This window comes from Comamonas sp. B21-038, assembly GCF_022387135.1.
In the GTDB taxonomy this organism is placed as follows: Bacteria; Pseudomonadota; Gammaproteobacteria; order Burkholderiales; family Burkholderiaceae_C; genus Comamonas; species Comamonas sediminis.
In genome coordinates this window covers 4,303,164-4,329,528 of sequence record NZ_CP092462.1, presented here as the reverse complement: position 1 = coordinate 4,329,528, position 26,365 = coordinate 4,303,164, and the positions used below count along the sequence as shown (strand labels likewise).

Genomic DNA, 26,365 nt, shown 5'->3' with positions numbered 1-26,365 from the left:
AATTGAAAAAGGACTCTCCCATGAACTTCCGCCGCCTGGTCTTGAAGACCTCTTTGATCGCCCTGGCCTGTGGTGCAGGCGCTGCCTTTGCCCAGAACAATGTGCTGCGCGTGGCCACCGATGCCACCTTCCCGCCGATGGAATTTGTTGAAAACGGTAAGAAGACCGGCTTCGACGTCGAACTCGTCGAGGCCGTTGCGGCCAAGATGGGCAAGAAGGTCGAATGGATCGATATCGATTTCAAGGGCCTGGTACCCGGTCTGATCGCCCGCCGCTACGACATGGCCGTCTCGGCCATCTACATCACCGATGAGCGCAAGAAGGTGGTGGACTTCACCCAGCCTTACTACGCCGGTGGCCTGGTGGCGATGGTCAAGGAAGGCAGCCCCATCACCAAGCTGAGCGATCTGGACGGCAAGAAGGTGTCCGTGCAGGTGGGCACCAAGTCCGTGGGTTACCTGACCGAACACTTCCCCAAGGTGCAGCGCGTCGAGGTGGAAAAAAACCAGGAAATGTTCAACCTGGTGGATATCGGGCGCGCCGATGCCGCCGTGACCGGCAAGCCTGCTGCGTTCCAGTACAACCGCACCCGTGGCGGCATGAAGGTGCTGGCCGAGCAGATCACCACCGAGGAATACGGCATGGCCATCCGCAAGGACACGCCCGAGCTGACCGCCGCGGTGAACAGGGCGCTCGAGCAGCTCAAGGCTGATGGCGGCTACAAGGCCATCGTGGACAAGTGGTTCCCCGGCAGCAAGTAACCGGCATGGGTGCCGCAGCGCGCTGCCCGGGCAGTGCGCTGATCTGAGACGACAGGATTGACTATGGATTTGGATTTTTCGCCCGTCTGGGCAGGGTGGCCCGATCTGCTGCGCGGTGCAGCGGTGACGGTGGAGATCACGGCCGCAGCGCTGGTGCTGGGTTGCGTGATGGGTCTGCTGATCGGCATTGGCCGGCTCAACCCCAAAAACAGGATCATCTACAGCATCTGCACAGCCTATGTGGCCGTGATCCGGGGCACGCCGCTCCTGGTGCAGCTGTTCATCCTGTTCTTTGGTCTGCCGCAGTTCAACATCATGCTGCCGGCCTTTGCCTGCGGCGTGCTGGGCCTGGGCATCTACTCGGGTGCCTATGTGTCCGAAGTGGTGCGTGGCGCCATCCAGTCCATCGACCGCGGCCAGATGGAGGCAGCGCGCTCCATCGGCATGTCGTCCGGCCAGGCCATGCTGTCGGTGATCCTGCCCCAGGCCATCGTGCGGATGATTCCGCCGCTGGGCAACGAGTTCATTGCACTGATCAAGAACTCGGCGCTGGTCTCGCTGCTGACCATCCACGATGTGATGCACCAGGGCCAGAAGATCATCAGCGTGTCCTACCGCTCGCTGGAAGTGTATTTGGCGATTGCCGTGATTTATTTTGTGTTGACCGGCGTGACCACCCTGGCACTGCGCCATTTTGAGAAGCGCATGCGCGCTGGAGGCATGGTGCAATGACCGCAGCTCCGTTGAATTCCGAATCCATGATCCGCATCCGTGGCCTGCGCAAGGCCTATGGCTCGCATGTGGTGCTCGACGGCATCGACTTCGATGTCAAGCCCAAACAAGTGGTGGTCGTCATCGGCCCCAGCGGCTCGGGCAAGAGCACCTTTCTGCGCTGCTGCAATGGGCTGGAGGCGCCGCAAGGCGGCCGCATCGACATCTGTGGCCGCACGCTGGTGCAGGACGGCCAGATGCTGCCCGAGAAAGCCCTCAACGCGCTGCGCGAAGAGGTCGGCATGGTGTTCCAGTCCTTCAACCTGTTCCCGCACCTGTCGGTGCTGGACAACGTGACCCTGGGCCCGCGCAAGCTCCATGGCCTCAGCCGCAAGGATGCCGATGCGCTGGCGCATGACCTGCTGCAAAAGGTGGGCCTGGCCCACAAGGCCGATGCGATGCCCGGCAGCCTCTCGGGGGGGCAAAAGCAGCGCGTGGCGATTGCCCGTGCGCTGGCGATGCGCCCCAAGGTGATGCTGTTTGACGAGCCCACCTCGGCGCTCGACCCCGAACTGGTGGGCGAGGTGCTGCAGGTGATGAAGATGCTGGCCGCAGAAGGCATGACGATGATGGTGGTGACCCATGAAATGGGCTTTGCCAAGGAAGTGGCCGATGTGGTTGTCGTCATGGATGGCGGCGGCATCATCGAAGCCGGCGATCCGCAGACCATCTTCAGCAACCCGACCAAAGAGCGCACGCGCAGCTTTTTGCAGGCCGTGTTGACCAAGCAATAAACGGGTAGCTATGAGCATGCAATTTTTCAGCAGCAGCGCGCTGCCCGCTACGCCATGGAAGAACGGCGGCGGCACCACCCAGGAGGTGCTGTGCTGGCCGCCTGGCGCAAGTATCGACAGTTTTGCCTGGCGCATCAGCATTGCGCAAATTGCCAGCAGCGGGCCGTTCTCGGCCTTTGCCGGCGTCGACCGCATCATCACCTTGCTGGAAGGTGACGGCGTGCATTTGCAAGCAGCCGATGGCAGCGTGGACCACCTGCTGCAGCACTGCCTGCAGCCTTTTGCGTTTTCGGGCGATGTGGCGCTGGACTGCCAGCTGCTGGGCGGCGCCTCGCAGGATCTGAATGTGATGACCCGGCGTGGCCGGGTGCAGGCGCAGGTCACCATCCACCGGGGTGGCAGCCTGGCACTGACCAGTGCCCAGGGCCTGCTGCTGGCGCGGGCGGGCAGCTGGCGCTTGCCTGCGCAGTCGGCCGCCTTGACGGCCGGTGGCGAAGACGGCCTGTACTGGACCGCCGCGCTGGGCCAGCCATTGCAGCTGGAGGCGAGCAGCCACGATGCCTGGTTGATCGCCGTCGCGCTGCAGGAGGTAGCTGCCGGTGTCTGATGTGAATACCCATAACCAACTGTTTGCCGCCCAGGCCTTGCTGCCCCGCGGCTGGGCCCAGAACGTGCTGCTGCGCTGGGATGCACAGGGGCGTCTGACGTCGGTCGAGCCCGGCGTGGATGCCAGCTGCTGCAGCGGCGTGACGCAGGCCGCCGGCCCCTTGCTGCCGGGCATGCCCAACTTGCATTCGCATGCCTTCCAGCGCGGCTTTGCCGGGCTCTCGGAGTTCCGGGGCCAGGCGCAGGACAGCTTTTGGAGCTGGCGCAACCTGATGTACCGCTTTGCGGCCCGGCTGGGGCCCCAGCACCTGGAGGCGATTGCCACCTGGCTGTACATCGAGATGCTCGAAGCGGGCTACACCAGCGTCTGCGAGTTCCACTACCTGCACCACCGCCCCAATGGCCAGGCCTATGCGCCCGATGGCGAGTTGAGTCTGGCGCTGCTGCGGGCGGCGCAGACGGCGGGCATCGGCATCACCTTGCTGCCGGTGCTGTACCAGAACAGCGGTTTTGGCGGCCAGGCGCCCAATGAGGGACAAAAGCGCTTCATCCGCAGCACCGACAACATGCTGCGCCTGCTGGAAACCTTGGCACCGGCCTGCAGCGCCCAAGGCGCAGCGCTGGGCCTGGCACCGCATTCGCTGCGCGCCGTGGCACCCCAGGCCTTGCAGGAGGCCGTGCAAGGCCTGCATGCACTGAGCGCCCAGGCGCCGGTGCATATCCACATTGCCGAGCAGATGGCCGAGGTCAACGCCTGCGTCGCCTGGAGCGGCCAGCGCCCGGTGGCCTGGCTGCTGGACCATATGCCGGTGGACGCGCGCTGGTGCCTGGTGCATGCGACACACATGGACGAGGCTGAATACGCCGCCGCCGCTGCCTCGCAGGCGGTGGCCGGCCTGTGCCCGCTGACCGAAGCCAACCTGGGCGATGGCATCTTCGACCTGCCGCGCTGGCAGGCCGGCGCGGGCCGCTGGGGCATTGGCTCGGACAGCCATATCGGCGTGAACGCCGCCGAAGAGCTGATGATGCTGGAGTACAGCCAGCGCCTGCAATCGCAGCAGCGCAATGTGGCGGCCAGTGCGCAGCAGCCGCATGTGGGCAGCCATATGCTGCTGGCGGCCGTGCAGGGCGGCGCGCAGGCCAGCGGCCGCGCGGTGGCTGGCCTGGCCGTGGGCCAGCAGGCCGATTGGGTGGTGCTCGATGACCAGCACCTGGCGCTGGCCGGCTTGCCGGCGGCCGAGCAGCTCGATGCCCATGTGTTTGCCAGCAGCCGCAGCAGTGCGGTGGCCAGTGTCTGGGTGGGCGGCCAGTGCCGCGTGGCTGACGGCCGCCACCCGCTGCACCAGAGCGCGCAGCGCAGCTTTGTCGCCGCGCGTACCGAACTTCTTCAGGAGCCATGATCCATGCATTTTGAAACCGACCGCGCCGCCTTCGAGTTCCGCCAAGGCACGGCGCCGCTGCTGATCTCCTTCCCCCATGTGGGCATCTATGTGCCGCCGGCGCTGGCCGAGCGCTTTACGCCCGAGGCGCGCGAGGTCCATGACACCGACTGGCACCTGCCGCTGCTCTACGCCTTTGCGCAGGAGATCGGCGCCTCGACCCTGGTGGCCACGCATTCGCGCCTGGTCGTGGACATGAACCGTCCCCCCGATGGCGCCAGCCTCTACCCCGGCCAGAGCGTCACCGGCCTGTGCCCGGTGGACACCTTTGCCGACACCCCCGTCTACCAAAGCGCCGCGCTGCAGCCCGATGATGCCGAGATTGCCCAGCGCCGTGACCAGGTCTGGAAGCCCTACCACGACCAGCTGGCCGCCGAGCTGGCCCGCATCCAGGCCCAGCATGGCGCTGCGGGCCTGTGGGATGCGCATTCGATCCAGTCGGTACTGCCGCGCTTTTTTGAGGGCAAGCTGCCCGATCTGAACCTGGGCACCAACAAGGGCGCCAGCTGCGGCGAAGGCCTGGGCGAGGCGCTGCTGGCCGAGGCGCGCAAAGGCGAGGCCGACGGCTTCACCAGCGTGCTCAATGGCCGCTTCCAGGGCGGCTACATCACGCGCCACTATGGCCAGCCGGCACAGAACGTGCATGCCATCCAGCTGGAGATGACGCAGAGCAGCTATATGCAGGAGCACATGCCGTTTGACTACCTGCCGGCCGTAGCCGCCAAGGTGCAGCCCCATGTGCGCCGCATGGTGGAGACCTTGCTGGCCTACGTGCAGCAATCGGCACGCTGATCCCGGCGCCTCCAAAAGCGGTATCCAGCGCTTGCACGGCAGGCCAGGGATGCCGCTTTTTTGCTCTACCGGCCCAGCAGGTTTTGCTGCTGGCAGCGCGCGGCTGCCGGGCAAACCGCCCGACAATAGCGGGCTATGACTACCTCTCGCACCGACAACGCGGCAGCCGCTCCTGCGGCGGCTTTCTGGACCGACCTTGAGCAAGCGCTGGGCCCCAACGGCTTTTCGCGCGGCGCAGACGCCATTGCGCAGAAGTACTGGACCGACTGGAGCGGCACGCCGCCGGTGCCACCACTGGCGCTGCTGCGCCCGCGCAGCACCGAAGAGGTCAGCGCCTTGCTGCGCATCTGCCATGCCCACCGGGTGCCGGTGGTGCCGCAGGGCGGCCTGACCGGGTTGGCCGGCGCGGCGGTGCCAGTGGCCCATGGCGTGGCGGTGGCGATGGACCGCATGCAGCAGATCGAGGACGTGAATGCGCGCACCGGCCTGATGACCGTGCAGGCAGGGGTGAGCCTGCAGACGGTGCAGGAAGCGGCCGTGGCGGCCGGCTGGGTGTTTGGTGTGGACCTGGGCGCACGTGGCAGCTGCCAGATTGGCGGCAATGTCTCCACCAATGCGGGCGGCAATGGCGTGCTGCAAAACGGCATGATGCGCGAGCAGGTGCTGGGGCTGGAGGTGGTGCTGGCCGATGGAACGGTGCTGCCGATGCTGCGTCCGATGCTGAAGAACAACACCGGCTACGACCTCAAGCAGTTCTTTATCGGTGCCGAGGGGACCCTGGGCATCATCACCCGCGTGCTGCTGCGCCTGCGGCCCGCTCCGCAGGCCAAGGCCACCTGCATGGTGGCCCTGCCGGGCTTTGACGAGGCGCTGGCGGTGCTGGCGCGCATGCAAGGCCGCTTTGGCAACAGCGTGGCCGCGTTCGAGCTGATGTGGAGCGACTTTGTGCAGACCTCCATGCAGTGGCAAAAGCTCCAGCCCGCGTTTGCCCAGCAGCATCCGCTGCAGGCGCTGATCGATGTGGACGGCAAGGACGAGGCCGCGTTGCGCGCTGCGGTGGAAGAGGCCTTGGGCGAGGCCATGGAGGCCGGCGAGGTGGTGGACGCGGTGATTGCGCAATCGGGCGAGCAGGCCAGGAGCCTGTGGAAGCTGCGTGAGGCGCCGGCCGAGATGACGGCGCACATGCACCCGCCGGTGAACTTCGACGTCAGCCTGCCCCAGGTGGATATTGGCCGCTTTGCCGCTGCCTGCCGCGCTGCCTTTGATGCGCGCTGGCCCGGCCACCACAGCCTGTTCTTTGGCCATGTGGGCGACGGCAACCTGCACGTGACCACCGACAGCCAAACCATCAACGGCGAGGACGAGGCGCTGGAAGCCGTGCTGTACGGCCTGGTGCAGCAGTTCCAGGGCAGTGTCTCTGCCGAGCATGGCATTGGCCTGCACAAGATGCCCTACCTGGGCTTTAGCCGCACCCCGCAGGAGCTGGCTGCGATGCGCGCGATCAAGCAGGCGCTCGATCCGCTGGGGCTGATGAACCCGGGCAAGGTGTTCGCGGCGGACTGAATCCCGTTTTCGCCCCTGTTTTGGAGACCGGCGCCTGCAGCGATGCATGCGCCGGTTTTGTTTTGGGCGGCCGATGGCCCAGGGCACCGATGTGGTGCGATCTGGCCCCGGCCTCATGCGTTGCCATCGCTGCGCATGCCTGAAGACCCCGTATCCAGGGGCCTTACCGGCCCATGGCATAAAAACTGCTACCTTTTGAAACAAACCCGCAATGGATGACAACGTACAAAGGGGATGGCATGCAAATGGTGCAGATGGCTGCGATTGACAAGGCCGATACGGCCTGGCTCTTGGTCTCTACGGTGCTGGTGTTGCTGATGACACTGCCGGGCATTGCGCTCTTCTATGCCGGGCTGGTGCGGCGCAAGAACGTGGTCAATACCATGGTGGCGGTGTTTGCGGTGGCGGCCATGGTGGCGCTGACCTGGTTTGCGCTGGGCTATTCGCTGGCATTCAGCAAGTCGTCGGCCTGGCTGGGCGGGCTGGAGAGGGCCTGGTTCTCGCCCATGCGCCTGGATGCGGCGGCCGGCACCGTGTCCGTCAGCCACCTGGCGCCGCACCTGCCCGAATCGCTGTATGCGCTGTTCCAGATGGCGTTTGCCGTCATCACCACCACCTTGATCATTGGCGCCGTGGTCGAGCGCATGCGCTTTTCGGCACTGCTGCTGTTCTCTGCGCTGTGGAGTGTGCTGGTCTATGCACCGGTGGCCCATTGGGTGTGGGAGAGCGATGGCTGGCTCAACAAGCTGGGCGCGCTGGACTTTGCCGGCGGCGCGGTGGTGCACGTCAATGCGGGGGTGTCAGCGCTCGTCTGCGCGGCCATGCTGGGCCGTCGCCAGGGCTATGGCCGCCAGGCCTTTGAGCCGCACAGCCTGGGCTGGACCGCGATGGGCGCAGCACTGCTGCTGATTGGCTGGTTCGGCTTCAATGCCGGCTCGGCCCTGTCGGCCGATGGCCGGGCCGCGCTGGCCATGCTGGTGACCATGGTGGCCGCTGCGGCTGGTGCGCTGTCCTGGATGCTGGTCGAGTGGTGGGTGCGCGGCGCTCCGACCTTGCTGGGTGTGCTCTCGGGCCTGATTGGTGGCCTGGTGGCCATCACACCGGCTGCCGGTTTTGTGCAGGCAGGCGGTGCGGTCGCCATTGGCCTGATCGCGGGCGTGGCCTGCTTTTGGGGCGCCACCTGGCTCAAGCGCCGCCTGGGTGTGGATGACTCGCTCGATGTGTTTGGTGTGCATGGCGTGGGCGGCATTGCCGGCTCGCTGCTCACCGCGGTGTTTGCTGATCGCGCCATTGCCGGGGTGGATGCCACGGTGCTGAACCAGCTGGTGGCCGTGGCGGCGGTGGCCCTCTACAGCGCGGTGGGCAGCGCCATTTTGCTGACCTTGATTCGTGTGGTTCTGCCTTTGCGGGTGACGGCGCAGCAGGAGCTCGATGGGCTGGATGTCAGCCTGCACCAGGAAAGCCAAAACTGAGTTGAGTTGAATTGAGATGTGCGGCGCTGCGCTGCGCCGCCGCGCCACCGGGTTGCACCGCCTTGGGCGTGCAGCCTGCCCATCAGGTTCTGCCACGGAGGAGCTTGTATGAACGACAGTGAACGCCTGGCCATCGCCGCGCATTTGCATGTGGCGCTGCGCCGCAAGACGGGCCGGGTGACCGATACCGAGTGGATGGCCAGCGATACCGCCTATGGCCAGGCGATGGCCCAGTTTGCGCTGAACCATGCCCGCAGCCACCAGGATGCGGAGCTCGAGCGGCTGGCGCTGCGTTTTGCCGCCAGCTTGCCGGGCGCGCCCGCACCGGCGGCAGCCACCATGGGCACTGCGGGGGCGGCAGCGGATGCCGCTGAGCCGGGCCTGGTGGCGAGCGCCAAGCGCTATGTAGGCGGCTTGCGTTGAAGGGATAGCGAGAGGGAGGGAAGGGGAGGCCTGGGACCAGAAATACATCGATATGGAACAAATGATCCATTAATGTATTGAAAAAATACAAATGATCCTTATACTATGCGTATCGCTGCCGGCGCAGGGCTGGTGACGCATTGTGAAGGAGTGCTCGCATGAGCCATGTCATCCATCGTTCTCTGGCCCATGTGCCTCTTGTCGCAGTGGGCGGCAAAGGCGTGGAATTGTTTGACCAGGCCGGCAAGGCCTACCTGGATGCCAGCGGCGGGGCGGCGGTGTCCTGCCTGGGCCATGCGCACCCGGATGTGCTGGCGGCGATGCACCGCCAGCTCGACCAGCTGGCCTATGCCCACACCAGCTTTTTCACCACCGAGGCGCAAGAGGCGCTGGCCGACCACCTGGTCGCGCATGCCCCCGCAGGCATGACCGGTGTCTACTTTGTCTCCGGCGGATCCGAGGCGGTGGAAGCGGCGCTGAAAATGGCGCGCCAGTATTTTGTCGAGATCGGCCAGCCCCAGCGCACGCACTTTGTTGCGCGCCGCCAAAGCTACCACGGCAACACCTTGGGTGCCTTGGCCGTCGGCGGCAACGAATGGCGCCGCAAGCAGTTTGCCCCCATCCTGATGGACGTGGGCCGCGTGGCCCCGGCCTATGAGTACCGCGACCGCCTGGACGGCGAGAGCCAGCCCGCCTATGTGGCGCGGTTGCTGGCCGAGATCGATGCCAAGTTCCAGGCGCTGGGCCCGGACAACGTGATCGCCTTTGTGGCCGAGCCGGTGGTGGGCGCAACCCTGGGCGCGGTGGCGGCGCCACCGGGTTACTGGCAGGGACTGCGCGCGCTCTGCGACCGCTATGGCATCTTGCTGATTGCCGATGAAGTGATGTGCGGCATGGGCCGCACCGGTACCCTGCATGCGGTGGAGCAGGAGGGCATCAGCCCCGATCTGATGACCATTGCCAAGGGCCTGGGGGGCGGCTATCAGCCGATTGGCGCGGTGCTGGCACAGCGCAAGATCGTCGAAGCCATGCGCAGCGGCAGCGGCATGTTCCAGCATGGCCATACCTATATTGGCCATGCGATGGCGGCGGCGGCCGCACTGGCGGTGCAGCAGGTGATCCAGCGCGACCAGTTGCTGCCCCAGGTACTGGCGCGCGGCGCCTACCTGCAAAAACAGCTACATGCCCGCTTTGACGCGCACCCCCATGTCGGCGATATCCGGGGCCGGGGCCTGTTTTGGGGCGTGGAGCTGGTGCAGGACCGCAGCAACAAGTCCACGTTTGACCCGGCGTTCAAGCTGCATGCCAAGGTCAAGGCCCAGGCCATGGCCCATGGCTTGCTGTGCTACCCCATGGGTGGCACGATTGACGGTCTGCATGGCGACCATGTGCTGCTGGCACCGCCCTTCATCAGCAGCGAGGCGGAGCTCGACCAGGTGGTCGAGCGCCTAGGCGATGCCATTGACACCGTGCTAGCCACGCAAGCCATTGCTGCCTGAACCCCTTGCATTTCTCGATCGGAAAGACCTGCCCATGACGCCCTCCCAGGACCGCATGCCGCCCTTGCCCCCGGAGGCCTGGAGCGAAGAACAGCGCCGCTATGCCCAGCCCATCATTGATGGCCCGCGCGGCGCACTGATATCGCCCTTTGTGCCCTTGCTGCGCAGCCCCGAGCTGATGGACCACACCCAGCGCCTGGGCGAGTACCTGCGCTACCGCAGCGCCATCGGTGTGCGCCTGACGGAGCTGGCGATCCTGGTGACTGCCCGCCAGTGGACGCAGCAGGTGGAGTGGGCCATCCATGCGCCGATTGCGCTGCGCGAAGGAGTGAGCCAGGCGACCGTGGACGCCGTGGCCCAAGGCCGCCGCCCCGATGCGATGCCCGAAGACGAGGCCGTTGTGCATGACTTTTGCATTGAGCTGCACCAGCAGCGCCAGGTGAGCGACGCCACCTGGGCACGGGCCCAGCAGCGGTTTGGCGACAAGGGCGTGATGGACCTGATCGGCATCAATGGCTACTACAGCCTGCTGTCGATGGTGATGAATGCCGCGCGCACCACGGTGCCGGCATCTACGTCGCAGCCGCTGGCGCCTTTGGGCTGATCGCTGCGGCATCGCCGACAATCGGGCGATGCGTTTTTCTTCCCCCGACCAGCCCCGCTGGTCTCTTGAACCCCTGACCGCGCAGCACTTGGATGGCCTGATGCAGGTGCAACTGGCCTGCTATGGCGCGGACTTCATGGAGAGCGCCGCGCTGTATGCCGAGCGCTTGGCCAGCCCTGGGCAGTGCTCGCTGGTGATCGTGCAGGGCCGTGAAGTGCTGGCCTATCTGGCCGCCTACCGGTCCGTGCTGGGCAAGGTGACGCCGCTGCATGGCGGCTTTGCCTGTGCCTCCCCCGCCGATACCTTGTACCTGCATGACATGGCCGTGGCCCCTGCGCGCGCGGGCGAAGGCCTGGCCTCTGCGCTGCTGCAGGCCTTGCTGCAACAGGCGCAGGGCGATGGGCTGCGCTACTCGGCGCTGGTCTCTGTGATGGGCTCGCAGCCCTATTGGCAGCGCAAGGGCTATGCGCCGCTGCTGCCCTGGTTGGCCCAAGAGCGGGATGCGCTGTACAGCTATGGCGACGATGCGCAGTACATGGCGCAAACATTGGGCTGAGACCGGTCATCGGGCACAAAAAAGGCCAGCGCTGGGCTGGCCTTGGCGGCTTGCTGCTCGGCCCAATTACTGGTGGATGTTGCCGTTGATGGCATGCACGCGCACTTCCACCTCGGTGTTGGCCGCATTGATGATCTTCACGTCATAGGTCAGCACGCCCAGGTGGTCGTCCAGGTCCACCTCGATGGCCTTGCCGGGGGTGTGCTTCAAGGCGGTGGCGATGGCGTCGCTGATGCTGATCTTGGCAGCGGCCAGACGGTCGCTGTCCTTTTTCTCGGCGGCGCCGTCGTCCTTGTTTTCCAGCACCTGGGCGGCGTCCAGCGCGCTGAACTTGAGCTTGATCTCACGGCCTTGTGCGTTGATGCCGCTGACTTCGTAGATGGGCTGCTTTTTCTTGGTGTCGATCTCGGCTTGCAAGACCTGAAGGCCATGCTGGCTCTGTGCGCTTTGGATGGCCTGCGTCAGATCGAAACGGGCCGCTTGCACGGCGGCGATCTTTTCTGCAGTGCTGGCAAAGGCGCTGCCGCTCAGCGACGCCAGCGCGAGCGTCAAGGCCAGGGCGGTGGTGGACAGGGTGCGTTGCATGGTCAATCCTTTCAAGCTGGAATTCATTAACGATAGTATGTATTAATAATATTAATAGATTTTTAAAGGCAATAGCTTACGCATTGTCAGTGTTTGCGCCAGCTGTTGCAGTAGGTGGAGGCCCTGCACCGCCGTAGGCCAAGACTGCCATGCCGGGCGCCTGAAGCGGCAGCCCGCTAAAATGCGGCCTTTGTCGCTTTTTTTCCCCCTCCACTCCCATGGTCAACAATCAGAATATGGCGAATGCGATCCGCGCACTCGCAATGGATGCCGTTCAACAAGCCAATTCGGGCCATCCCGGCGCCCCCATGGGCATGGCCGATATGGCAGTGGCCTTGTGGAGCAAGCACCTCAAGCACAACCCGCTCAACCCCCAGTGGATCAACCGCGACCGCTTCATTCTGTCGAATGGCCACGGCTCCATGCTGATCTATGCGCTGCTGCACCTGACCGGCTACGACCTGCCGATCAGCGAGCTGAAGAACTTCCGCCAGCTGCACAGCAAGACCCCCGGCCACCCCGAAGTGGACATCACCCCCGGCATCGAGACGACCACCGGCCCGCTGGGCCAGGGCATCACCAATGCGGTGGGCTTTGCGCTGGCAGAAAAGCTGCTGGCGGCTGAATTCAACCGCCCCGGCCACGATGTGGTGGACCACCACACCTATGTGTTCCTGGGCGATGGCTGCCTGATGGAAGGCATCAGCCACGAAGCCTGCGCGCTGGCTGGCGCCTGGAAGCTGAACAAGCTGATCGCGCTGTACGACGACAACGGCATCTCGATCGACGGCAAGGTGCAGCCCTGGTTTGTGGACAACAGCGCCCAGCGTTTCGAAGCCTACGGCTGGAACGTGATCGGCCCGATCGACGGCCACGACCCCAAGGCCGTGAGCGATGCGATTGCCAAGGCCAAGAAGGTTGCGGACAAGCCGACTTTCATCATCTGCAAGACCTCCATCGGCAAGGGCAGCCCCAACCGCCAGGACACCAGCAAGGCCCACGGCGAGCCGCTGGGTGCCGAAGAAATCGGCCTGACCCGCGCTGCGCTGGGCTGGAGCTCGGCCCCGTTCGAAATCCCTGCCGATGTCTACGAAGCCTGGGACCACAAGACCTTTGGCGCCAAGGCCGAATCCACCTGGGATGCGCAGTTTGCTGAATACGCGAAGGCCTTCCCCGAGCTGGCCGCTGAGCTGAAGCGCCGCATGGCCGGTGACCTGCCCAAGCAGTTCGCCCAAGTGGCCGTGGAAGCCGTGGCCCAGGCCCACACCAAGGGCGAGACCGTGGCCAGCCGCAAGGCCAGCCAGCTGGCGCTGGAAGACTTCACCGCTGCGCTGCCAGAGCTACTGGGCGGCTCGGCCGACCTGACCGGCTCCAACCTGACCAACACCAAGTCGACCCCCGCCTTCCGCGTGGACGACAGCGGCGCTGTGGTCAAGACCGAAGACGGCAAGATCGGCCGCCACATCAACTACGGTGTGCGCGAGTTCGGCATGGCCGCCATCATGAACGGTGTGGCGCTGCATGGCGGCTTCATCCCCTACGGCGGCACCTTCCTGACCTTCAGCGACTACAGCCGCAATGCCATCCGCATGGCTGCGCTGATGAAGCGCCGCGTGGTGCATGTGTTCACCCATGACTCCATCGGTCTGGGCGAAGACGGCCCCACCCACCAGTCGATCGAGCACGCTGCCAGCCTGCGCCTGATCCCCAACCTGGATGTGTGGCGCCCTGCCGATACCGCCGAAACCACCGTGGCCTGGAGCGTGGCACTGAGCAACCGCAACAAGCCTACGGCGCTGCTGCTGTCGCGCCAGAACCTGCCTTACGCGCCCAAGAATGGTGATGCCATCGGCAACATCAGCCGTGGTGCCTATGTGCTGTCCGAGCCATCGGACATCGGCCTGAACAAGAAGGCGCAAGCGGTGATCATCGCCACCGGCTCTGAAGTGCAGCTGGCCTTGAAGGCCCAGCGCCTGTTGGCCGAGCGCAAGATTGCCGTGCGCGTGGTCTCCATGCCCAGCACGACCACGTTCGACCGCGAAGACGTGGCCTACAAGCGCAGCGTGCTGCCCGCTGGCCTGCCGCGCGTGGCCGTCGAGATGGGTGTGACCGACTTCTGGTGGAAGTATGGCTGCGCTGCGGTCGTGGGTATCGATACCTTTGGCGAATCGGCCCCCGCCGGCGTGCTGTTCGAGCACTTTGGCTTTACCGCCGACAACGTGGCCAACACGGTGCAAGTGGCGTTGCAAAAGGCGTAAACGCGCACTGCCTCAGCCACCCATAACGCAGGGATGCGGGCCGCAGGGCCTGCACCCTGCGTTTTTTCATGGGCGCCTGTGAGGTGTGGGTGGGTGGGTGCCGGTGACGGGACAGCGCCTATCGAGGCAGACCCTCGCCGTCATGGCGGTGCGATTGTGTGGGCTCGGAGGCCACATCGAACGCGATAAAGGCCAGCACCAGCTGCACGCCCAGGATGATGGGCAGCGCGCTGACCATGACGGTACCGGCCGTGGTGGCGACGTTGGAGACGATGGACTGCACCCAGTGGAACAGGCCAAACACGGTGCCCCAGCTGATCAGCGCCAGGCCCAGTGGCAGCTCCAGCGAGGCCACCGACATGCCGCGCAGATAGTAGTTGTAGAAAATGCGCTTGCAGAAATTGCGCAGGTGACCGGCCATGAATTCGGTCAGCACCTTGTGGATCTTGAGGTTGCTGACCTCGTCCTCGTAGCGCGAATCGATGGGGATGTCCAGGACCACTGCGCGCACCGTGTTCAGCCGGAACAGCATGTCGGTCTCGAAAAAATAGCGCTGGCTGATCTTGTGCAGCGGCAACTGTGCGGCCGTGCTGGCGGCAATGGCGGTAAAGCCATTGGTGGGGTCAAAGCTGCTCCAGTAGCCGGTGGAGAACTTGGTCATGAACGACAGCACCGCATTGCCAAAGATGCGGATGCGCGGCATGCGGGTGATCTTTTCCAGGTTGAAAAACCGGTTGCCCTTGGTGTAGTCGGCGCGGCCGCTGGCAATCGGGGCGACAAAGCGCGGCACCAGGGTCGGGTCCATCTGCCCGTCGCCATCGATCTTGACGAGCACGCCATAGCCGTCGGCAATCGCTGCGCGGTAGCCCGCCATCACCGCGCCGCCCACGCCCAGGTTGACCTCGTTGAACAGCACGCGCACGCGGGGGTCCTGGCAGTGTTCCTGCACAAAGCGGCCGCTGCCGTCGGGGCAGCAGTCGTCGACGATGTAGATGCCATCGACCTCCGGGCCAATCTCGGCAACCACCGCCAGGATGTGGCGCGTGACCTTGTAGCAGGGAATGATGACTGCCGTGCGCAGGCTGGAGGGCGAAGAGGGGTGCGACAGACTCATGGCGTTTGTGAGGCGGCCCACCATCTGGGGCGGTGTTGCTGCAGGCTATGGATGACGGTGACGGGAGGCCCCCGTGCTGCCCAGGATTGTTGCACAGCCTGAGCCATGGGCTGCCCACGGCTGCTGCGCGCTGGCAGTCACGCCGGCGATAGCTGGCCGGGGGCGGGCAATGGCCCACTATTCCATGGCCCAGCCAGTGTTCTCTACAATACGCGGCAAAATCAGACCGCCCCGTCCCTGCACCGCCATCCTGGGTGCCCGGGGCCGCGGGCTTGCGGGTCTGGCCAGTCCGGTAAAGCGGCGCTTGCGGCAGCAAGCGTGACCCAGGCCGGAGGGCATGCGGCATTTCATTACTTGGAGATCACTATGGCAATCAAGGTAGGCATCAACGGCTTTGGCCGTATCGGCCGCAATGTGCTGCGCTCTGCGGTGCAGAATTTTTCCGATATCGAGATCGTTGCGATCAACGACCTGCTCGAGCCTGACTACCTGGCCTACATGCTGCAATACGACAGCGTGCACGGCCGCTTCCAGGGCACGATTGCTGTCGAAGGCAACACCTTGATCGTCAACGGCAAGAAGATCCGCCTGACGCAAGAGCGCGACCCTGCCAACCTGAAGTGGAACGAAGTCGGCGCCGATGTGGTGATCGAGTCCACCGGTCTGTTCCTGACCAAGGAAACGGCACAAAAGCACATCGATGCGGGCGCCAAGAAGGTGATTCTGTCGGCCCCATCGAAGGACGACACCCCCATGTTCGTGTTTGGCGTGAACTGCAAGACCTATGCCGGTCAAGCCATCATCTCCAACGCATCCTGCACCACCAACTGCCTGGCACCTGTGGCCAAGGTGCTGAACGACAAGTGGGGCATCAAGCGCGGCCTGATGACCACGGTGCACGCAGCGACTGCGACGCAAAAGACCGTGGACGGCCCGTCGAACAAGGACTGGCGCGGCGGCCGTGGCATTCTGGAAAACATCATCCCCTCGAGCACCGGCGCTGCCAAGGCCGTGGGCGTGGTCATTCCCGAGCTGAACAAGAAGCTGACCGGCATGTCCTTCCGCGTGCCCACCTCGGACGTGTCCGTGGTCGACCTGACCGTGGAGCTGAACAGCGAAGCGACCTACGAAGAGATCTGCGCCGAGATGAAGGCCCAGTCGCAAGGCGCGCTCAAGGGCGTGCTGGGTTACACCGAAGACAAGGTGGTGGCCACCGACTTCCGTGGCGAGACCTGCACCTCGGTGTTCGACGCCGAAGCCGGTATTGCACTGGACAAAACCTTTGTGAAGGTCGTCTCCTGGTACGACAACGAGTGGGGCTATTCGAACAAGTGCCTGGAGATGGTGCGCGTCGTTACCTCCAAGTAAGCGCTTTGCGCGGTCTGTGCCCGGGCCGTGGCCCAGGGCATGCGACACACAGAACCAGCACCGGCAACGGCGCTGGTTTTTTTGTGCCCGTTTGCAACCGTGGTTTGGCAGAAAAGCCTATATTGCCGTATCGAACCAAGGAGATATAGCGATATGGCGCAGCAGGCACAAGCCCAGGCACAGAGCACGACCAGCAACTACCGCGTGGATCTGCACAACCCCCAAGGCCATGCATGGCATGGTGATGAGCCGCAGGCCGTTGGCGGCGGGGATACGGCGCCCAGCCCCATGCAGCTGCTGCTGTCGGCCCTGGGTGCCTGCACCACGATCACGGTGCAGATGTATGCACAGCGCAAGGCCTGGCCGCTGACGGGCGTGAAGGTGGAGCTGGCGCTGAACCCCGATGGCAGTGCCGCTTTGGGCAACGACATCGTGCGCAGCATTCAGCTGGAAGGTGATTTGAGCGAGGAGCAGCGCAGCCGGCTCAAGCAGATTGCAGAAGCCTGCCCGGTGCACAAGTTGCTGGTGGGGGAGGTGAGGGTGGTCACGGCGCTGGCTTGAGCGTGCCAATGCATGCGCGGGCGGGCCGGACACCCGGAATAAAGCAGGCCCTTGCAGGCATGCGGGGAACGCACTTCACAGTGCCATGACAGCCGTCAACCGTTGAAACGGCGCATGGCTCCAACAGGAGGCGTGGCGGCGTGTCAACAGCGTCAAGGCGGTTTACTGCACCACAATGTTGCGGTGGTCCACGTGGTAGTCAAAGTCCGGCTTGGCCAGCGAGACGGTCACGGGTTGGCCTTCGATGGTCCAGGACAGCACAAAGCTGGCAATGGCCGTCGAGACATCCACTTCCATGGGGGTGGGAATGGTTTCCAGCTGACCGTCTCCGATACGGTGCTGAACAATGCCTACCACGCGAGCCTTGAAGTTCTCGGGGTAGTTGTGGGAGTGTTGAGTCGTCATTGGTTGTCTCCTTTCCATGAGGGGGCACCGAATTCCAGCTTTGCAGCCGGGGCTGCAAAGCCGCAATGATGAAAACCGCCAGCACGACCTGGCAAATCTGAGAGTTACACCGGCTGCCAGAGCGAATCTCTGAGAGCCTGTCGTCGCGCCACGCAATCTTGGCGCTAACACGTTGAATGTGGCAGCCATGCCCTCTCTGGTCACAACTGCCTCACCACTTGTTTGTACCATACTGCCAAGGCAATCATGTGTAGGCGTGTTTCGGCGGAATCTGCGCGAGCCGGCAGCAGGCGCTGATCAAGGAGATGGAAGATGGATAACAAGGCATTGCGTCACTACCCTGGACGGGTGGCCGATGTAGGTGGTGTTCCGGTGTTGCGTGCACTGCCGCAGCGCGGGCGGCGCATGGTGGGCGCCTGGTGTTTTCTGGACCACGCGGGCCCTTCGCACTTTGAGAGCGGGCCCGGCATGCAGGTGGGGCCGCACCCGCACACCTGTCTGCAGACCTTCACCTGGATGATCGAGGGCGAGATCCTGCACCGCGACAGTCTGGGCAGCGAGCAGCCGATTCGCCCCGGCCAGGTCAACCTGATGACCGCTGGCAAGGGCATTGCGCATTCGGAAGAGAGCCTGGGCAAGCCGGACTTTCATGCGGTGCAGCTGTGGATTGCGCTGCCCAAGGACCAGCGCTTTATGCCGCCGCGCTTCCAGCATTACCCGCAGTTGCCCCGGCTGCAGCAGCAGGGCATCCAGATGACGGTGCTGGCCGGTGACTGGCTGGGCCAGCAGGCGCCGACCGAGGTGCACAGCCCGCTGGTGGCCGTCGATATGGAGGCGGCGCAGGCCACGAGCGCTACCTTGGCACTGCGGCCCGATTTTGAGTATGCGGTGCTCTGCCTGTACGGCGATCTGCAGGTCAATGGCGAGCCGGCCCCCGGCAATGAGCTGGTCTACCTGCCCGATGGGCAGACGAGCCTGGATCTGCAATGCGGCGCCGGCAGCCGCTGCATTCTGCTGGGCGGCACGCCCTATGAAGGCGGCGTGATGATCTGGTGGAACTTTGTCGGCCAGAGCCAGGAAGAGATCGAAGGCTTTTTGCGCGACTGGCAGAACGGCGAAGGCTTCGGGGCGCCCGTCGCCTCGCCCTTGCCAGCGCTGGTGCCCCCTTCGCTGGAGGGCGTGCATTTGCGCAGCCCGGGCGAGGCACCTGCCAAGCAGGGTTAGGCGTTGGCCATGCGCCGGTGCAGGGTAAAGGGCGGCAGGCTGGCCAGAAGCCGCTGGCCATAGCCGGTACGCACCAGGCGCTTGTCGTAGCAGTAGACATGGGCCTGGTCCACCTCGGTGCGGATCGCGCGGCCCACCCACTGGGCCAGGCGGATGGCGGTGGCGGGCACCACGATCTCGCTGAACGGATCGCGGCCCGAGTTCTTCAGCCACTCGGCGCGGGCCTCGTCGACGGGGTCATCGGGCGGCGCAAACGGCAGCTTGGTGATGAACAGCGATTCGCACAGCGCGCCAGGCAGGTCCAGCCCCTCGCCAAAGCTTTGCATGCCAAAGATGATGCTGGGCAGGCCGGCGGCCACGCGCTCGCGGTGCTGGTGCAGCAGCTGGCTGCGCGGCAAGGTGTTTTGCACCAGCACGTGCTGGCGCATCGCGGTGGGCAGCGCATCGACCGCCAGGCGCATCTGCTCGCGCGAGGTGAACAGCACCAGGCCGCCTGATTGCACCTGGGCCAGGTCTTCGAGCAGCGCATCCACCATCTCGCTGGTGAACTGCTGGGGCGTGCGCGGGTCGGCCTGGGTCTCGGTGACGACCAGGCTGCCTTGCTCGGCGTAGTTGAAGGGGCTGGCGACTTCCAGGGTGGAGACGGCCGTATCGTTGTACAGGCCCGATTCGCGCAAGAAGAAATCGAACTGGCCGCCGCTGGTGAGCGTGGCCGACGTGAGCACGGCGCCGCGCACCTGGCTCCAGAGATGGTGGCGCAGGGTGGAGCCGGGGATCACCGGGCTGGCATAGGCCTTGATGGCGACAAAATCGCCCACGACGTCCAAGGTGAACCACTTGGCTGCCGGCACGCTGCCCTGGGGCGCATCCTGCAGCAGCAGCTGGGTGGTGTCGTGCACGGCTTCCAGGCGCGGGGCCAGGCTGCCTACCTGGGCATACAGGGTGGACAGGCGCTTGGCCTCATCGGGCCGGTCGCGCATCTGCGAGCGCAAGGCCTTGGAGATGGCCTGCAGCACATCCAGAAAGGCGCTGGCGTGGTGCGCGGCCTGGGCCAGCGGCTCGACCAGCGCAGGGGGCAGCTCGCCACGCGGCAGGCGCACGCGGGCAGGGCCCCGGCCGCCCGATTGCAGCTGCTGGCGCATGCCTTCGCCATACTCGTCCATCAGCAGCCTTGCGCAATCCTGCAAATGCTGGCGCAGTTGGGCGGAATGGCGCGGGATGTCGGCAATCTCGCTGACCTCCACCAACCCGCCTACGCGCTGCGCGCGGCTGGCGAGCTTGTCGATCCAGGTCAGCTGGCTCAGGTTCATCTCACAGGCAAACTGCGACAGCGCGGTGCCGGGGAGGTGGTGGGCCTCGTCGAGGATCAGCAGGCAGTTGTCCAGCTCGGGCAGCAGGCGTGCGCCCAAGGTGGACAGCAGCAGATCATGGTTGGCCACCAGCACCTGGGCCTGGACCAGGTCCTTGCGCTTTTCGTAATAGGTGCAGCTGCCAAACACCGGGCAGTGCTTGCCGGTGCAGGAACTGCCTTCGGCAGCGACCGGGCTCCAGACCTCGGGCTCGGGCGGGGTATCCAGGCTGTCGCGGTCGCCATCCCAGCCCCGCGTGGTCAGCGCATCGGCCATGCTGGTGTAGAACTGCAGGCGCGCGGCATTCTCTTGCGGGCTGCGTTGCGATTGGCGTGCCTGCGCGGCTTCTTCAGGAAAGAAATCGTGGTCGATGGGCTCGCCGCCGTCCGTGCCATCGCCCTGGGCCACACTGGCCAGGCGCTCCAGCTTGAGCTTGCAGACATAGCGGCCCCGGCCCTTGGCCAGCGCGTATTTGAAAGGCTGGTCCATCTGCTGGGCCAGTGCCGGCAAATCCTTGTTCACCAGCTGCTCCTGCAGCGCCACGGTGGCCGTCGAGATCAGCACCCGGGTGCCGCGCTCCAGCGCCATCGCAATCGCCGGCACCGCATAGGCCAGCGATTTGCCGACCCCCGTGCCGGCCTGGATCACCGCAATGGCGCGTTGCGGCTCCTCGTCTTCTTCGAGCTTACCCAGCTGCGCTGCAGCAAAGGTCTCCGCTACTTTTTCGGCCATCAGCCGCTGGCCGGGGCGCGAGCGAAAGCCGCCCTCGACATTGACCATGCGATCGAAGGCAGAAACAGCGTTGCGGGCCCATTCGGAATTAGACATAGGCGGGAAGTGTGGCATGGATTGGCCGTGGCGGCAGGTACTGGGGTTTTATGCGGTAGTCACCGAAACCCAGGTGGCAGTCAGGGGAAGGTGGAGGTGTTTGTCCACTGTGTAAAGGGCTTGTAGTGACATTTGGCAGCAATCCGTTGCGGCCATGCACAGTAGAATCATGCGGCTGTTCAAATAAGCTATTTGAACGGGGTAAAAGAATTTTCTGTTTCTGGCAGTAAACACGCCGCAAAGGGACATGCTTCGCTTTGGCCTTATCTTGGCCTTGTGCCATGTCCCTGTGAATCAAGGTTGGAATGGCCAATTATCAAATTACAACCACAGTCCTGGGCGTGCTTTTTGCCGCTGTGATTCTGTTTCTGATCCGGGGTGACAGGCTGTATTTGCGCCTGGGCCTTTTCTGGATGGCCGTCGCGCTGCTGGCCGTGCTGCTGGGCGTGTGGCCGCGCATGCTGGACCACTTTGCCGATGGCCTGGGCATCCGTTATTCACCGACCTTGCTGCTGGTCTGCGCCGTTGGCGTCTTGTTCATCAAGGCGTTGCATGCGGACATGGTCAACACCCGCATCGAGCGGCAGGTGCGGCGCCTCAACCAAAGTTTGGCGCTGCTGCAGCTGAAGAACCAGCAGGTTTCCAACGACAAGCGCTAAAGCGCCGCTGCAACTCCTTATTTATCGAGATTGATTCGAATGCCAAAACTAACGCCCGTCATTCTGTGTGGTGGCAGTGGAACCCGCCTGTGGCCTTTGTCGCGCGAGCACTATCCCAAGCAATTTTTGAGCTTGCAGGACGATGGCCAGTCCATGCTGCAGAACACGGCGGTGCGCCTGCATGGCGTACACCCCAGCATCGCGCAAACCAGCCCCGTGCTGGTCTGCAATGCGGACCACCGTTTTTTGGCCGCGCAGCAACTGCAGGAACAAGGCATTGCCGATGCCAAGCTGGTGCTGGAGCCCGCGGGTAGAAACACCGCCCCCGCGCTGACCTTGGCCGCCTTGGCGGCTGAAGCCGATGCGGTATTGCTGGCCATGCCTGCCGACCATGTGATGACGCGCCCCGAGCAATTGCACCGTGCTGTGGAAGCGGCCTGGCCGCTGGCCAGCGAAGGCGCGATGGTCACCTTTGGCATTGTGGCCGACCGCCCCGAGACGGGCTATGGCTATATCCAAAAGGGCGCTGCTGATAGCCACGGCGCGTTTGCGATCGAGAGCTTCGCAGAAAAACCTTCGCTGGAGGTCGCTGAGCAGTATCTGCGCAGCGGTCAGTACCTGTGGAACAGTGGTTTGTTCATGGTGCGTGCCGACCAGTGGCTCAAGGCCATGGCCGCCCTGCAGCCTGCGATGCTGCAAGCCTGTGAGCAGGCCATGGCGCAGAGCAGCCGGGATATGGACTTTATCCGCCCCCATGGCGAGCTGTTTGGCGCCTGCCCCGCAGATTCCATCGACTACGCAGTGATGGAGAAATTGCCGGTTCGCCCTGAGTTGGGCGTGCCTGCACGCGTGGTGCCGCTCGATGCCGGCTGGTCTGATCTGGGTGCCTGGGATGCCCTGTGGGATGTGCTGCCACGTGACGGACAAGGCAATGCCGGCACTGGCGAAACCCTGGCCATTGATACCAGAAACAGCCTGCTGTTCTCGGAAAGCCGCTTGATCGCAGCGGTAGGCCTGGACAACGTGGTGGTGGTGGAAACGGCCGATGCGGTCCTCGTGGCCGACAAATCGCGCACCCAGGATGTGAAGAAAGTGGTGGCCCAGCTCAAGGCCCAGAACCGCAGCATGGCCTCAGCCCACCGCAAGGTGCACCGCCCATGGGGTTGGTACGACAGCATCGACAGCGGCAGCCGCTTCCAGGTCAAGCGCATCGTCGTCAATCCGGGTGCACAGCTGAGCCTGCAGATGCACCACCACCGTGCCGAGCACTGGATTGTGGTCAAGGGAACAGCCGAAGTAACGAACGGGGATCAGATCTTCCTGCTCGGTGAAAACGAATCCACGTTTATTCCGCTGGGCCATGTCCACCGCCTGGCCAACCCTGGCAAGGTGCCGCTGGAGATTATCGAGGTGCAGTCGGGTAGCTATCTGGGTGAGGACGACATCGTGCGTTTTGAAGACACCTACGGACGCGCGCCAGACACTGTGAGTGGCAAATGAGTTTGCCGGGTTTCACGATGATGCGCTCGTTGTGGGCGTACCGGGGCTTTGTTTGGAGCAGCGTCATGCGCGAGTTCCATGGCAAGTACCGCGAGTCACTGTTTGGCGCGTTCTGGGCAGTGGCCAATCCCTTGGCCATGATCCTGATCTACACCTTGGTGATGGGCCAACTGATGCGTCCCACCTTGCCTGGTTATGAAAAGACCCCTTTTGCATTCCCCATCTATCTGTGTGCGGGGGTCATCAGCTGGAATTTCTTCTCTGAGGTGGTGTCGCGGCTGAACGGGGTGTTCATCGACAACGGCAATCTCATCAAAAAGTCGAACTTTCCTCGTGTTTGCCTACCGATTATTGTGGTGGTCTCGGCCTTCCTTAACTTTGCCATCGTGATGGCTATCTATCTGGTCTTTCTGGCATTGATAGGCCATTGGCCAGGACTGCCCTTGCTGGCCATGCTGCCACTGCTGTTGTTGCAAACCTGTTTTGCGGTTGGTCTTGGCGTATTGCTGGGGACTCTGAACGTTTTTTTAGAGACGTGGGGCAGCTCACTGGTGTGGTGTTGCAGTTCTGGTTCTGGCTGACGCCCATCGTCTACACGTTGGGGGCCTTGCCAGAAAAGGCGCGCCCCATCATGCAAATGAACCCCATGACGCCCCTGGTGCAGAACTACCAGCAAATATTCCTGACCCAAAATTGGCCTACTTGGGCACCATTGCTCAATCTCTTGCTGATTTCCTTGGGGCTGCTGGCCTTGGCTGCGTGGTTTTTCAGTGCTCGCGTGGGTGAGCTGGTAGATGAACTATGACGAATGTCTTGACTGTCAGCCATGTGGGCAAGGCCTATAAGCGCTACCCCAATAAATGGGTACGTGCATGGGAGTGGGCGTCAGGCCGAACCACCCATGAGAAAACCTGGGTTCTGAAAGATATTGACTTCAGCGTCAAACCTGGCGAAGCCGTTGGCATTATCGGCGTCAATGGTGCCGGCAAAAGCACGCTTCTCAAGATCATCACTGGCACCACCCAGCCCACCACTGGTGGGGTGCAGCGCAGTGGCCGCGTGGCTGCGCTGCTTGAGCTTGGCATGGGTTTCCACCCGGATTTCACGGGGCGGCAGAATGTCTTCATGGCTGGCCAGTTACTAGGCCTGAGCCAGGCTGAGATCGACGAGCACATGCCTGCGATTGAGGCATTTGCAGAAATTGGTGAATACATTGACCGGCCTGTCCGCCTCTACTCCAGCGGCATGCAGATGCGGCTGGCGTTCAGTGTGGCGACGGCTGTGCGTCCAGATTTGCTGATTGTGGATGAAGCCCTCTCGGTAGGGGATGCCTATTTTCAGCACAAGAGCTTTGACCGTATCCGCGCGTTTCGGGACCAGGGCAGTGCACTGTTGATTGTGTCGCACGACCGTGCAGCTATACAGGGTTTATGCAGCCGAGCCTTGCTGCTCGAACGAGGCGTTGTCGTGAAGGACGACAATCCCGAGGCGGTGATGGATTTTTACAATGCATTGATAGCTGAGCGTGAGAACCAAACTGTGCAGGTCGTCCAGTTGGCTGATGGGAGAAGCCAAACCACATCAGGTACAGGTGAAGCGAAGGTCAAGAATATTGCCTTGGTCAATGAGGCAGGAGAAGCCGTTGAAATCATCAACGTTGGCCAGCAAGTTCATCTGCAGATAGATATTGAGTTGGGTGCAATCCTTCCGGGCCTCGTACTTGGTTACTCCATCAAAGACCGGCTTGGTCAAACTATCTTTGGTACCAACACGTACCACCTGGGTTTAAATTTGGATGCCCATGTGAGAGATGGCTGTGTTCGTGTGCAGTTCACATTTCCCGCAAATCTTGGCCCTGGATCATATTCCATTGCAACCGCCTTGCATAAGTCAGACACCCATTTGGCCGCCAACTATGAATGGCGTGATCTTGCACTAGTGTTCAATGTGCTGAATATCAATCGGACTCCATTCGAGGGTAATTGCTGGATACCTCCAGAAGCAAAGTGTATTGCATGAGCTCCGATAATTTTTACCGCGCCTTCGAAGATCGCCACAGGGGTTCTCGCGAACTCATTCTGGAGCGGTTGAAGGTATATATTCCATACATTAGTCCGCTGCTGGCTTTGTATACACCCGCCAGGGTGCTAGACCTTGGATGCGGTCGAGGCGAATGGCTGCAGCTTTCTCAATCACATGGCTTTGAAGCCCGTGGGGTAGATCTGGATGAGGGCATGCTACAGGCATGCATTGAGCGCGGCTTGTCGGTCACTCAAAGCGATGCCATCGATTACCTGAGTGCGCAGCCTGACTCGTCATTGGCCGTCGTGTCGGGGTTTCATGTTGCTGAACATATTCCTTTTGAATTGCTCGATAAACTGGTTGGAGAGGCACTGCGCGTTCTTAAGCCAGGAGGTTTGCTCATCCTTGAAACCCCTAATCCTGAAAATGTTGTGGTAGGGACGGCCAATTTCTATCTGGATCCGACGCACCAACGCCCCATCCCTCCGCTGCTGCTGGAATTTCTACCCAGCCACCACGGTTTTGCGCGTGTGAGTACGCTGAGATTGCAAGAGCCCGATGACATACACTCGCGCTCTGATATTTCACTGATGGATGTGCTCAACCATGTCAGTCCAGACTATGGGGTGGTGGCGCAGAAATCAGCGACCCCGGAGGTCATGGCATCATTCGATAGCATTTTCAACGTGCAAAGGGGCGTGGATTTGCCCAGCCTAGCCCATCGCTTCGACCAGCGTCAGAACGAGTTAATGGCGGCACACCACGAAACGCGTTTGAAGAGTCTTGCCACAGAGGCAGCGTTGGCAAGCACGCGCGGTGACATTCAGCTGTTCCAAGGCAATGTGCGAGTATTGCAGCGTGACTTGCAACTGCTGCGAGGTGAGTTATCGGCCTTTCGTAGTGAGCTGCAGTCCTTGCACGCTGAATTGGCTGCGACCCAAGCGGCGCGGGACGCCATGCTCCATAGCGCGTCTTGGAAGGTGACAGCGCCGTTGCGAGGCATGGGCGCCTTTGTTGCTTCGCCTATGACTTTCATGATGGACAAAGTCTTGCAATATCCTCGTCTCAGCGACTGGATAAACCGAGCCATCAGCCAGTTGCCTTGGCTACATGCGCATTTGCGTCACAAGGCTATCTCAAGAGGTCTGCTGTGCGAACCTGTGTCTGTCAGCGAGATGAGTGCCGATCACCCCACCATTGCCGATCTCTCACCCCGCGCAAAGCAAGTGCACACTGCATTGGAGCAAGAAATTGCTCGTTTGAGAGGCTAAG

24 protein-coding genes and 1 pseudogene are annotated in these 26,365 nt (G+C 63.1%); 21 read left to right on the top strand and 4 right to left on the bottom strand.

Annotation, left to right across the window (positions count from 1 at the left end):
- The first annotated feature begins 20 nt into the window (after positions 1-20).
- From MJ205_RS19655 to MJ205_RS19600, 12 genes are all read left to right on the top strand, one after another.
- Entirely contained in the window at positions 21-761 is a 741-nt protein-coding gene (locus tag MJ205_RS19655) for a transporter substrate-binding domain-containing protein (RefSeq protein WP_239809995.1), read from the top strand.
- A gap of 63 nt (positions 762-824) precedes the next feature.
- Entirely contained in the window at positions 825-1,493 is a 669-nt protein-coding gene (locus tag MJ205_RS19650; RefSeq protein WP_239809994.1) for an amino acid ABC transporter permease, read from the top strand.
- 26 nt (positions 1,494-1,519) lie between these two features.
- Entirely contained in the window at positions 1,520-2,266 is a 747-nt protein-coding gene (locus tag MJ205_RS19645) for an amino acid ABC transporter ATP-binding protein (RefSeq protein WP_239812803.1), read from the top strand.
- 10 nt (positions 2,267-2,276) lie between these two features.
- Positions 2,277-2,873 (top strand): HutD/Ves family protein, encoded by a 597-nt coding sequence (locus MJ205_RS19640; RefSeq protein WP_239809993.1) that lies wholly within the window; start codon positions 2,277-2,279, stop codon positions 2,871-2,873.
- 1 nt (position 2,874) lies between these two features.
- On the top strand, positions 2,875-4,272 hold the full coding sequence (locus tag MJ205_RS19635) for a formimidoylglutamate deiminase (protein ID WP_239809992.1): 1,398 nt from the start codon (positions 2,875-2,877) through the stop codon (positions 4,270-4,272).
- A gap of 3 nt (positions 4,273-4,275) precedes the next feature.
- Positions 4,276-5,103 (top strand): N-formylglutamate deformylase, encoded by an 828-nt coding sequence (hutG, locus tag MJ205_RS19630; protein ID WP_239809991.1) that lies wholly within the window; start codon positions 4,276-4,278, stop codon positions 5,101-5,103.
- 135 nt (positions 5,104-5,238) lie between these two features.
- Positions 5,239-6,666, top strand: coding sequence for an FAD-binding oxidoreductase (locus MJ205_RS19625; RefSeq protein ID WP_239809990.1), 1,428 nt, complete (start codon positions 5,239-5,241; stop codon positions 6,664-6,666).
- 239 nt (positions 6,667-6,905) lie between these two features.
- Positions 6,906-8,138: an ammonium transporter gene (locus MJ205_RS19620; RefSeq protein WP_239809989.1), complete on the top strand. Its 1,233-nt coding sequence runs from the start codon at positions 6,906-6,908 to the stop codon at positions 8,136-8,138.
- A gap of 108 nt (positions 8,139-8,246) precedes the next feature.
- On the top strand, positions 8,247-8,561 hold the full coding sequence (locus tag MJ205_RS19615; RefSeq protein ID WP_239809988.1) for a hypothetical protein: 315 nt from the start codon (positions 8,247-8,249) through the stop codon (positions 8,559-8,561).
- 158 nt (positions 8,562-8,719) lie between these two features.
- Positions 8,720-10,060 carry an aspartate aminotransferase family protein gene (locus tag MJ205_RS19610; protein WP_239809987.1) on the top strand — a complete coding sequence of 447 codons (1,341 nt, stop codon included), beginning with the start codon at positions 8,720-8,722 and terminating at the stop codon, positions 10,058-10,060.
- Between the two features lie 34 nt (positions 10,061-10,094).
- Positions 10,095-10,664: a carboxymuconolactone decarboxylase family protein gene (locus MJ205_RS19605; RefSeq protein ID WP_239809986.1), complete on the top strand. Its 570-nt coding sequence runs from the start codon at positions 10,095-10,097 to the stop codon at positions 10,662-10,664.
- Positions 10,665-10,692: 28 nt separating this feature from the next.
- Positions 10,693-11,220 carry a GNAT family N-acetyltransferase gene (locus tag MJ205_RS19600; protein WP_239809985.1) on the top strand — a complete coding sequence of 176 codons (528 nt, stop codon included), beginning with the start codon at positions 10,693-10,695 and terminating at the stop codon, positions 11,218-11,220.
- 66 nt (positions 11,221-11,286) lie between these two features.
- On the opposite strand, the gene MJ205_RS19595 is transcribed toward MJ205_RS19600, so the two are convergent.
- Positions 11,287-11,805, bottom strand: a complete 519-nt coding sequence (locus tag MJ205_RS19595; protein ID WP_239809984.1) for a PepSY domain-containing protein — start codon at positions 11,803-11,805, stop codon at positions 11,287-11,289.
- A 218-nt stretch (positions 11,806-12,023) separates the two neighbouring features.
- On the opposite strand from MJ205_RS19595, the gene tkt reads away from it, so the two are divergent.
- A complete protein-coding gene (gene tkt, locus MJ205_RS19590; protein WP_239809983.1) occupies positions 12,024-14,063 on the top strand; it encodes a transketolase in 2,040 nt (679 codons plus the stop codon).
- 118 nt (positions 14,064-14,181) lie between these two features.
- Here the strand turns inward: tkt and MJ205_RS19585 are convergent, their stop codons facing one another.
- Complete coding sequence (locus MJ205_RS19585; RefSeq protein ID WP_239809982.1) at positions 14,182-15,177, bottom strand: glycosyltransferase family 2 protein; 996 nt, start codon at positions 15,175-15,177, stop codon at positions 14,182-14,184.
- Positions 15,178-15,543: 366 nt separating this feature from the next.
- Between MJ205_RS19585 and gap the strand changes: the two genes are divergently transcribed.
- Entirely contained in the window at positions 15,544-16,545 is a 1,002-nt protein-coding gene (gene gap / locus MJ205_RS19580) for a type I glyceraldehyde-3-phosphate dehydrogenase (RefSeq protein WP_239809981.1), read from the top strand.
- A gap of 153 nt (positions 16,546-16,698) precedes the next feature.
- Entirely contained in the window at positions 16,699-17,106 is a 408-nt protein-coding gene (locus tag MJ205_RS19575; RefSeq protein WP_239809980.1) for an OsmC family protein, read from the top strand.
- A 162-nt stretch (positions 17,107-17,268) separates the two neighbouring features.
- Here the strand turns inward: MJ205_RS19575 and MJ205_RS19570 are convergent, their stop codons facing one another.
- Positions 17,269-17,511, bottom strand: coding sequence for a hypothetical protein (locus MJ205_RS19570; RefSeq protein WP_239809979.1), 243 nt, complete (start codon positions 17,509-17,511; stop codon positions 17,269-17,271).
- Positions 17,512-17,823: 312 nt separating this feature from the next.
- Here MJ205_RS19570 and MJ205_RS19565 point away from each other — a divergent pair, with 312 nt between their 5' ends.
- Positions 17,824-18,735: a pirin family protein gene (locus MJ205_RS19565; protein WP_239809978.1), complete on the top strand. Its 912-nt coding sequence runs from the start codon at positions 17,824-17,826 to the stop codon at positions 18,733-18,735.
- Here the strand turns inward: MJ205_RS19565 and dinG are convergent.
- Complete coding sequence (dinG, locus tag MJ205_RS19560; protein WP_239809977.1) at positions 18,732-20,912, bottom strand: ATP-dependent DNA helicase DinG; 2,181 nt, start codon at positions 20,910-20,912, stop codon at positions 18,732-18,734. The genes MJ205_RS19565 and dinG overlap by 4 nt on opposite strands.
- 305 nt (positions 20,913-21,217) lie before the next feature.
- On the opposite strand from dinG, the gene MJ205_RS19555 reads away from it, so the two are divergent.
- From MJ205_RS19555 to MJ205_RS19530, 5 genes and pseudogenes are all read left to right on the top strand, one after another.
- On the top strand, positions 21,218-21,571 hold the full coding sequence (locus tag MJ205_RS19555; protein WP_239809976.1) for a DUF2304 domain-containing protein: 354 nt from the start codon (positions 21,218-21,220) through the stop codon (positions 21,569-21,571).
- Between the two features lie 39 nt (positions 21,572-21,610).
- The gene (locus MJ205_RS19550; RefSeq protein WP_239809975.1) at positions 21,611-23,071 is read left to right on the top strand and encodes a mannose-1-phosphate guanylyltransferase/mannose-6-phosphate isomerase; all 1,461 of its coding nucleotides are present in this window, start codon (positions 21,611-21,613) and stop codon (positions 23,069-23,071) included.
- Positions 23,068-23,876 (top strand): annotated as a pseudogene (locus MJ205_RS23800) (ABC transporter permease). The gene MJ205_RS19550 and the pseudogene MJ205_RS23800 overlap by 4 nt, the downstream one beginning before the upstream one ends.
- Positions 23,873-25,090 (top strand): ABC transporter ATP-binding protein, encoded by a 1,218-nt coding sequence (locus MJ205_RS19535; protein ID WP_239809973.1) that lies wholly within the window; start codon positions 23,873-23,875, stop codon positions 25,088-25,090. The pseudogene MJ205_RS23800 and the gene MJ205_RS19535 overlap by 4 nt, the downstream one beginning before the upstream one ends.
- The gene (locus MJ205_RS19530; protein ID WP_239809972.1) at positions 25,087-26,364 is read left to right on the top strand and encodes a class I SAM-dependent methyltransferase; all 1,278 of its coding nucleotides are present in this window, start codon (positions 25,087-25,089) and stop codon (positions 26,362-26,364) included. The genes MJ205_RS19535 and MJ205_RS19530 overlap by 4 nt, the downstream gene beginning before the upstream one ends.
- The last annotated feature ends 1 nt before the right edge of the window (position 26,365 follow it).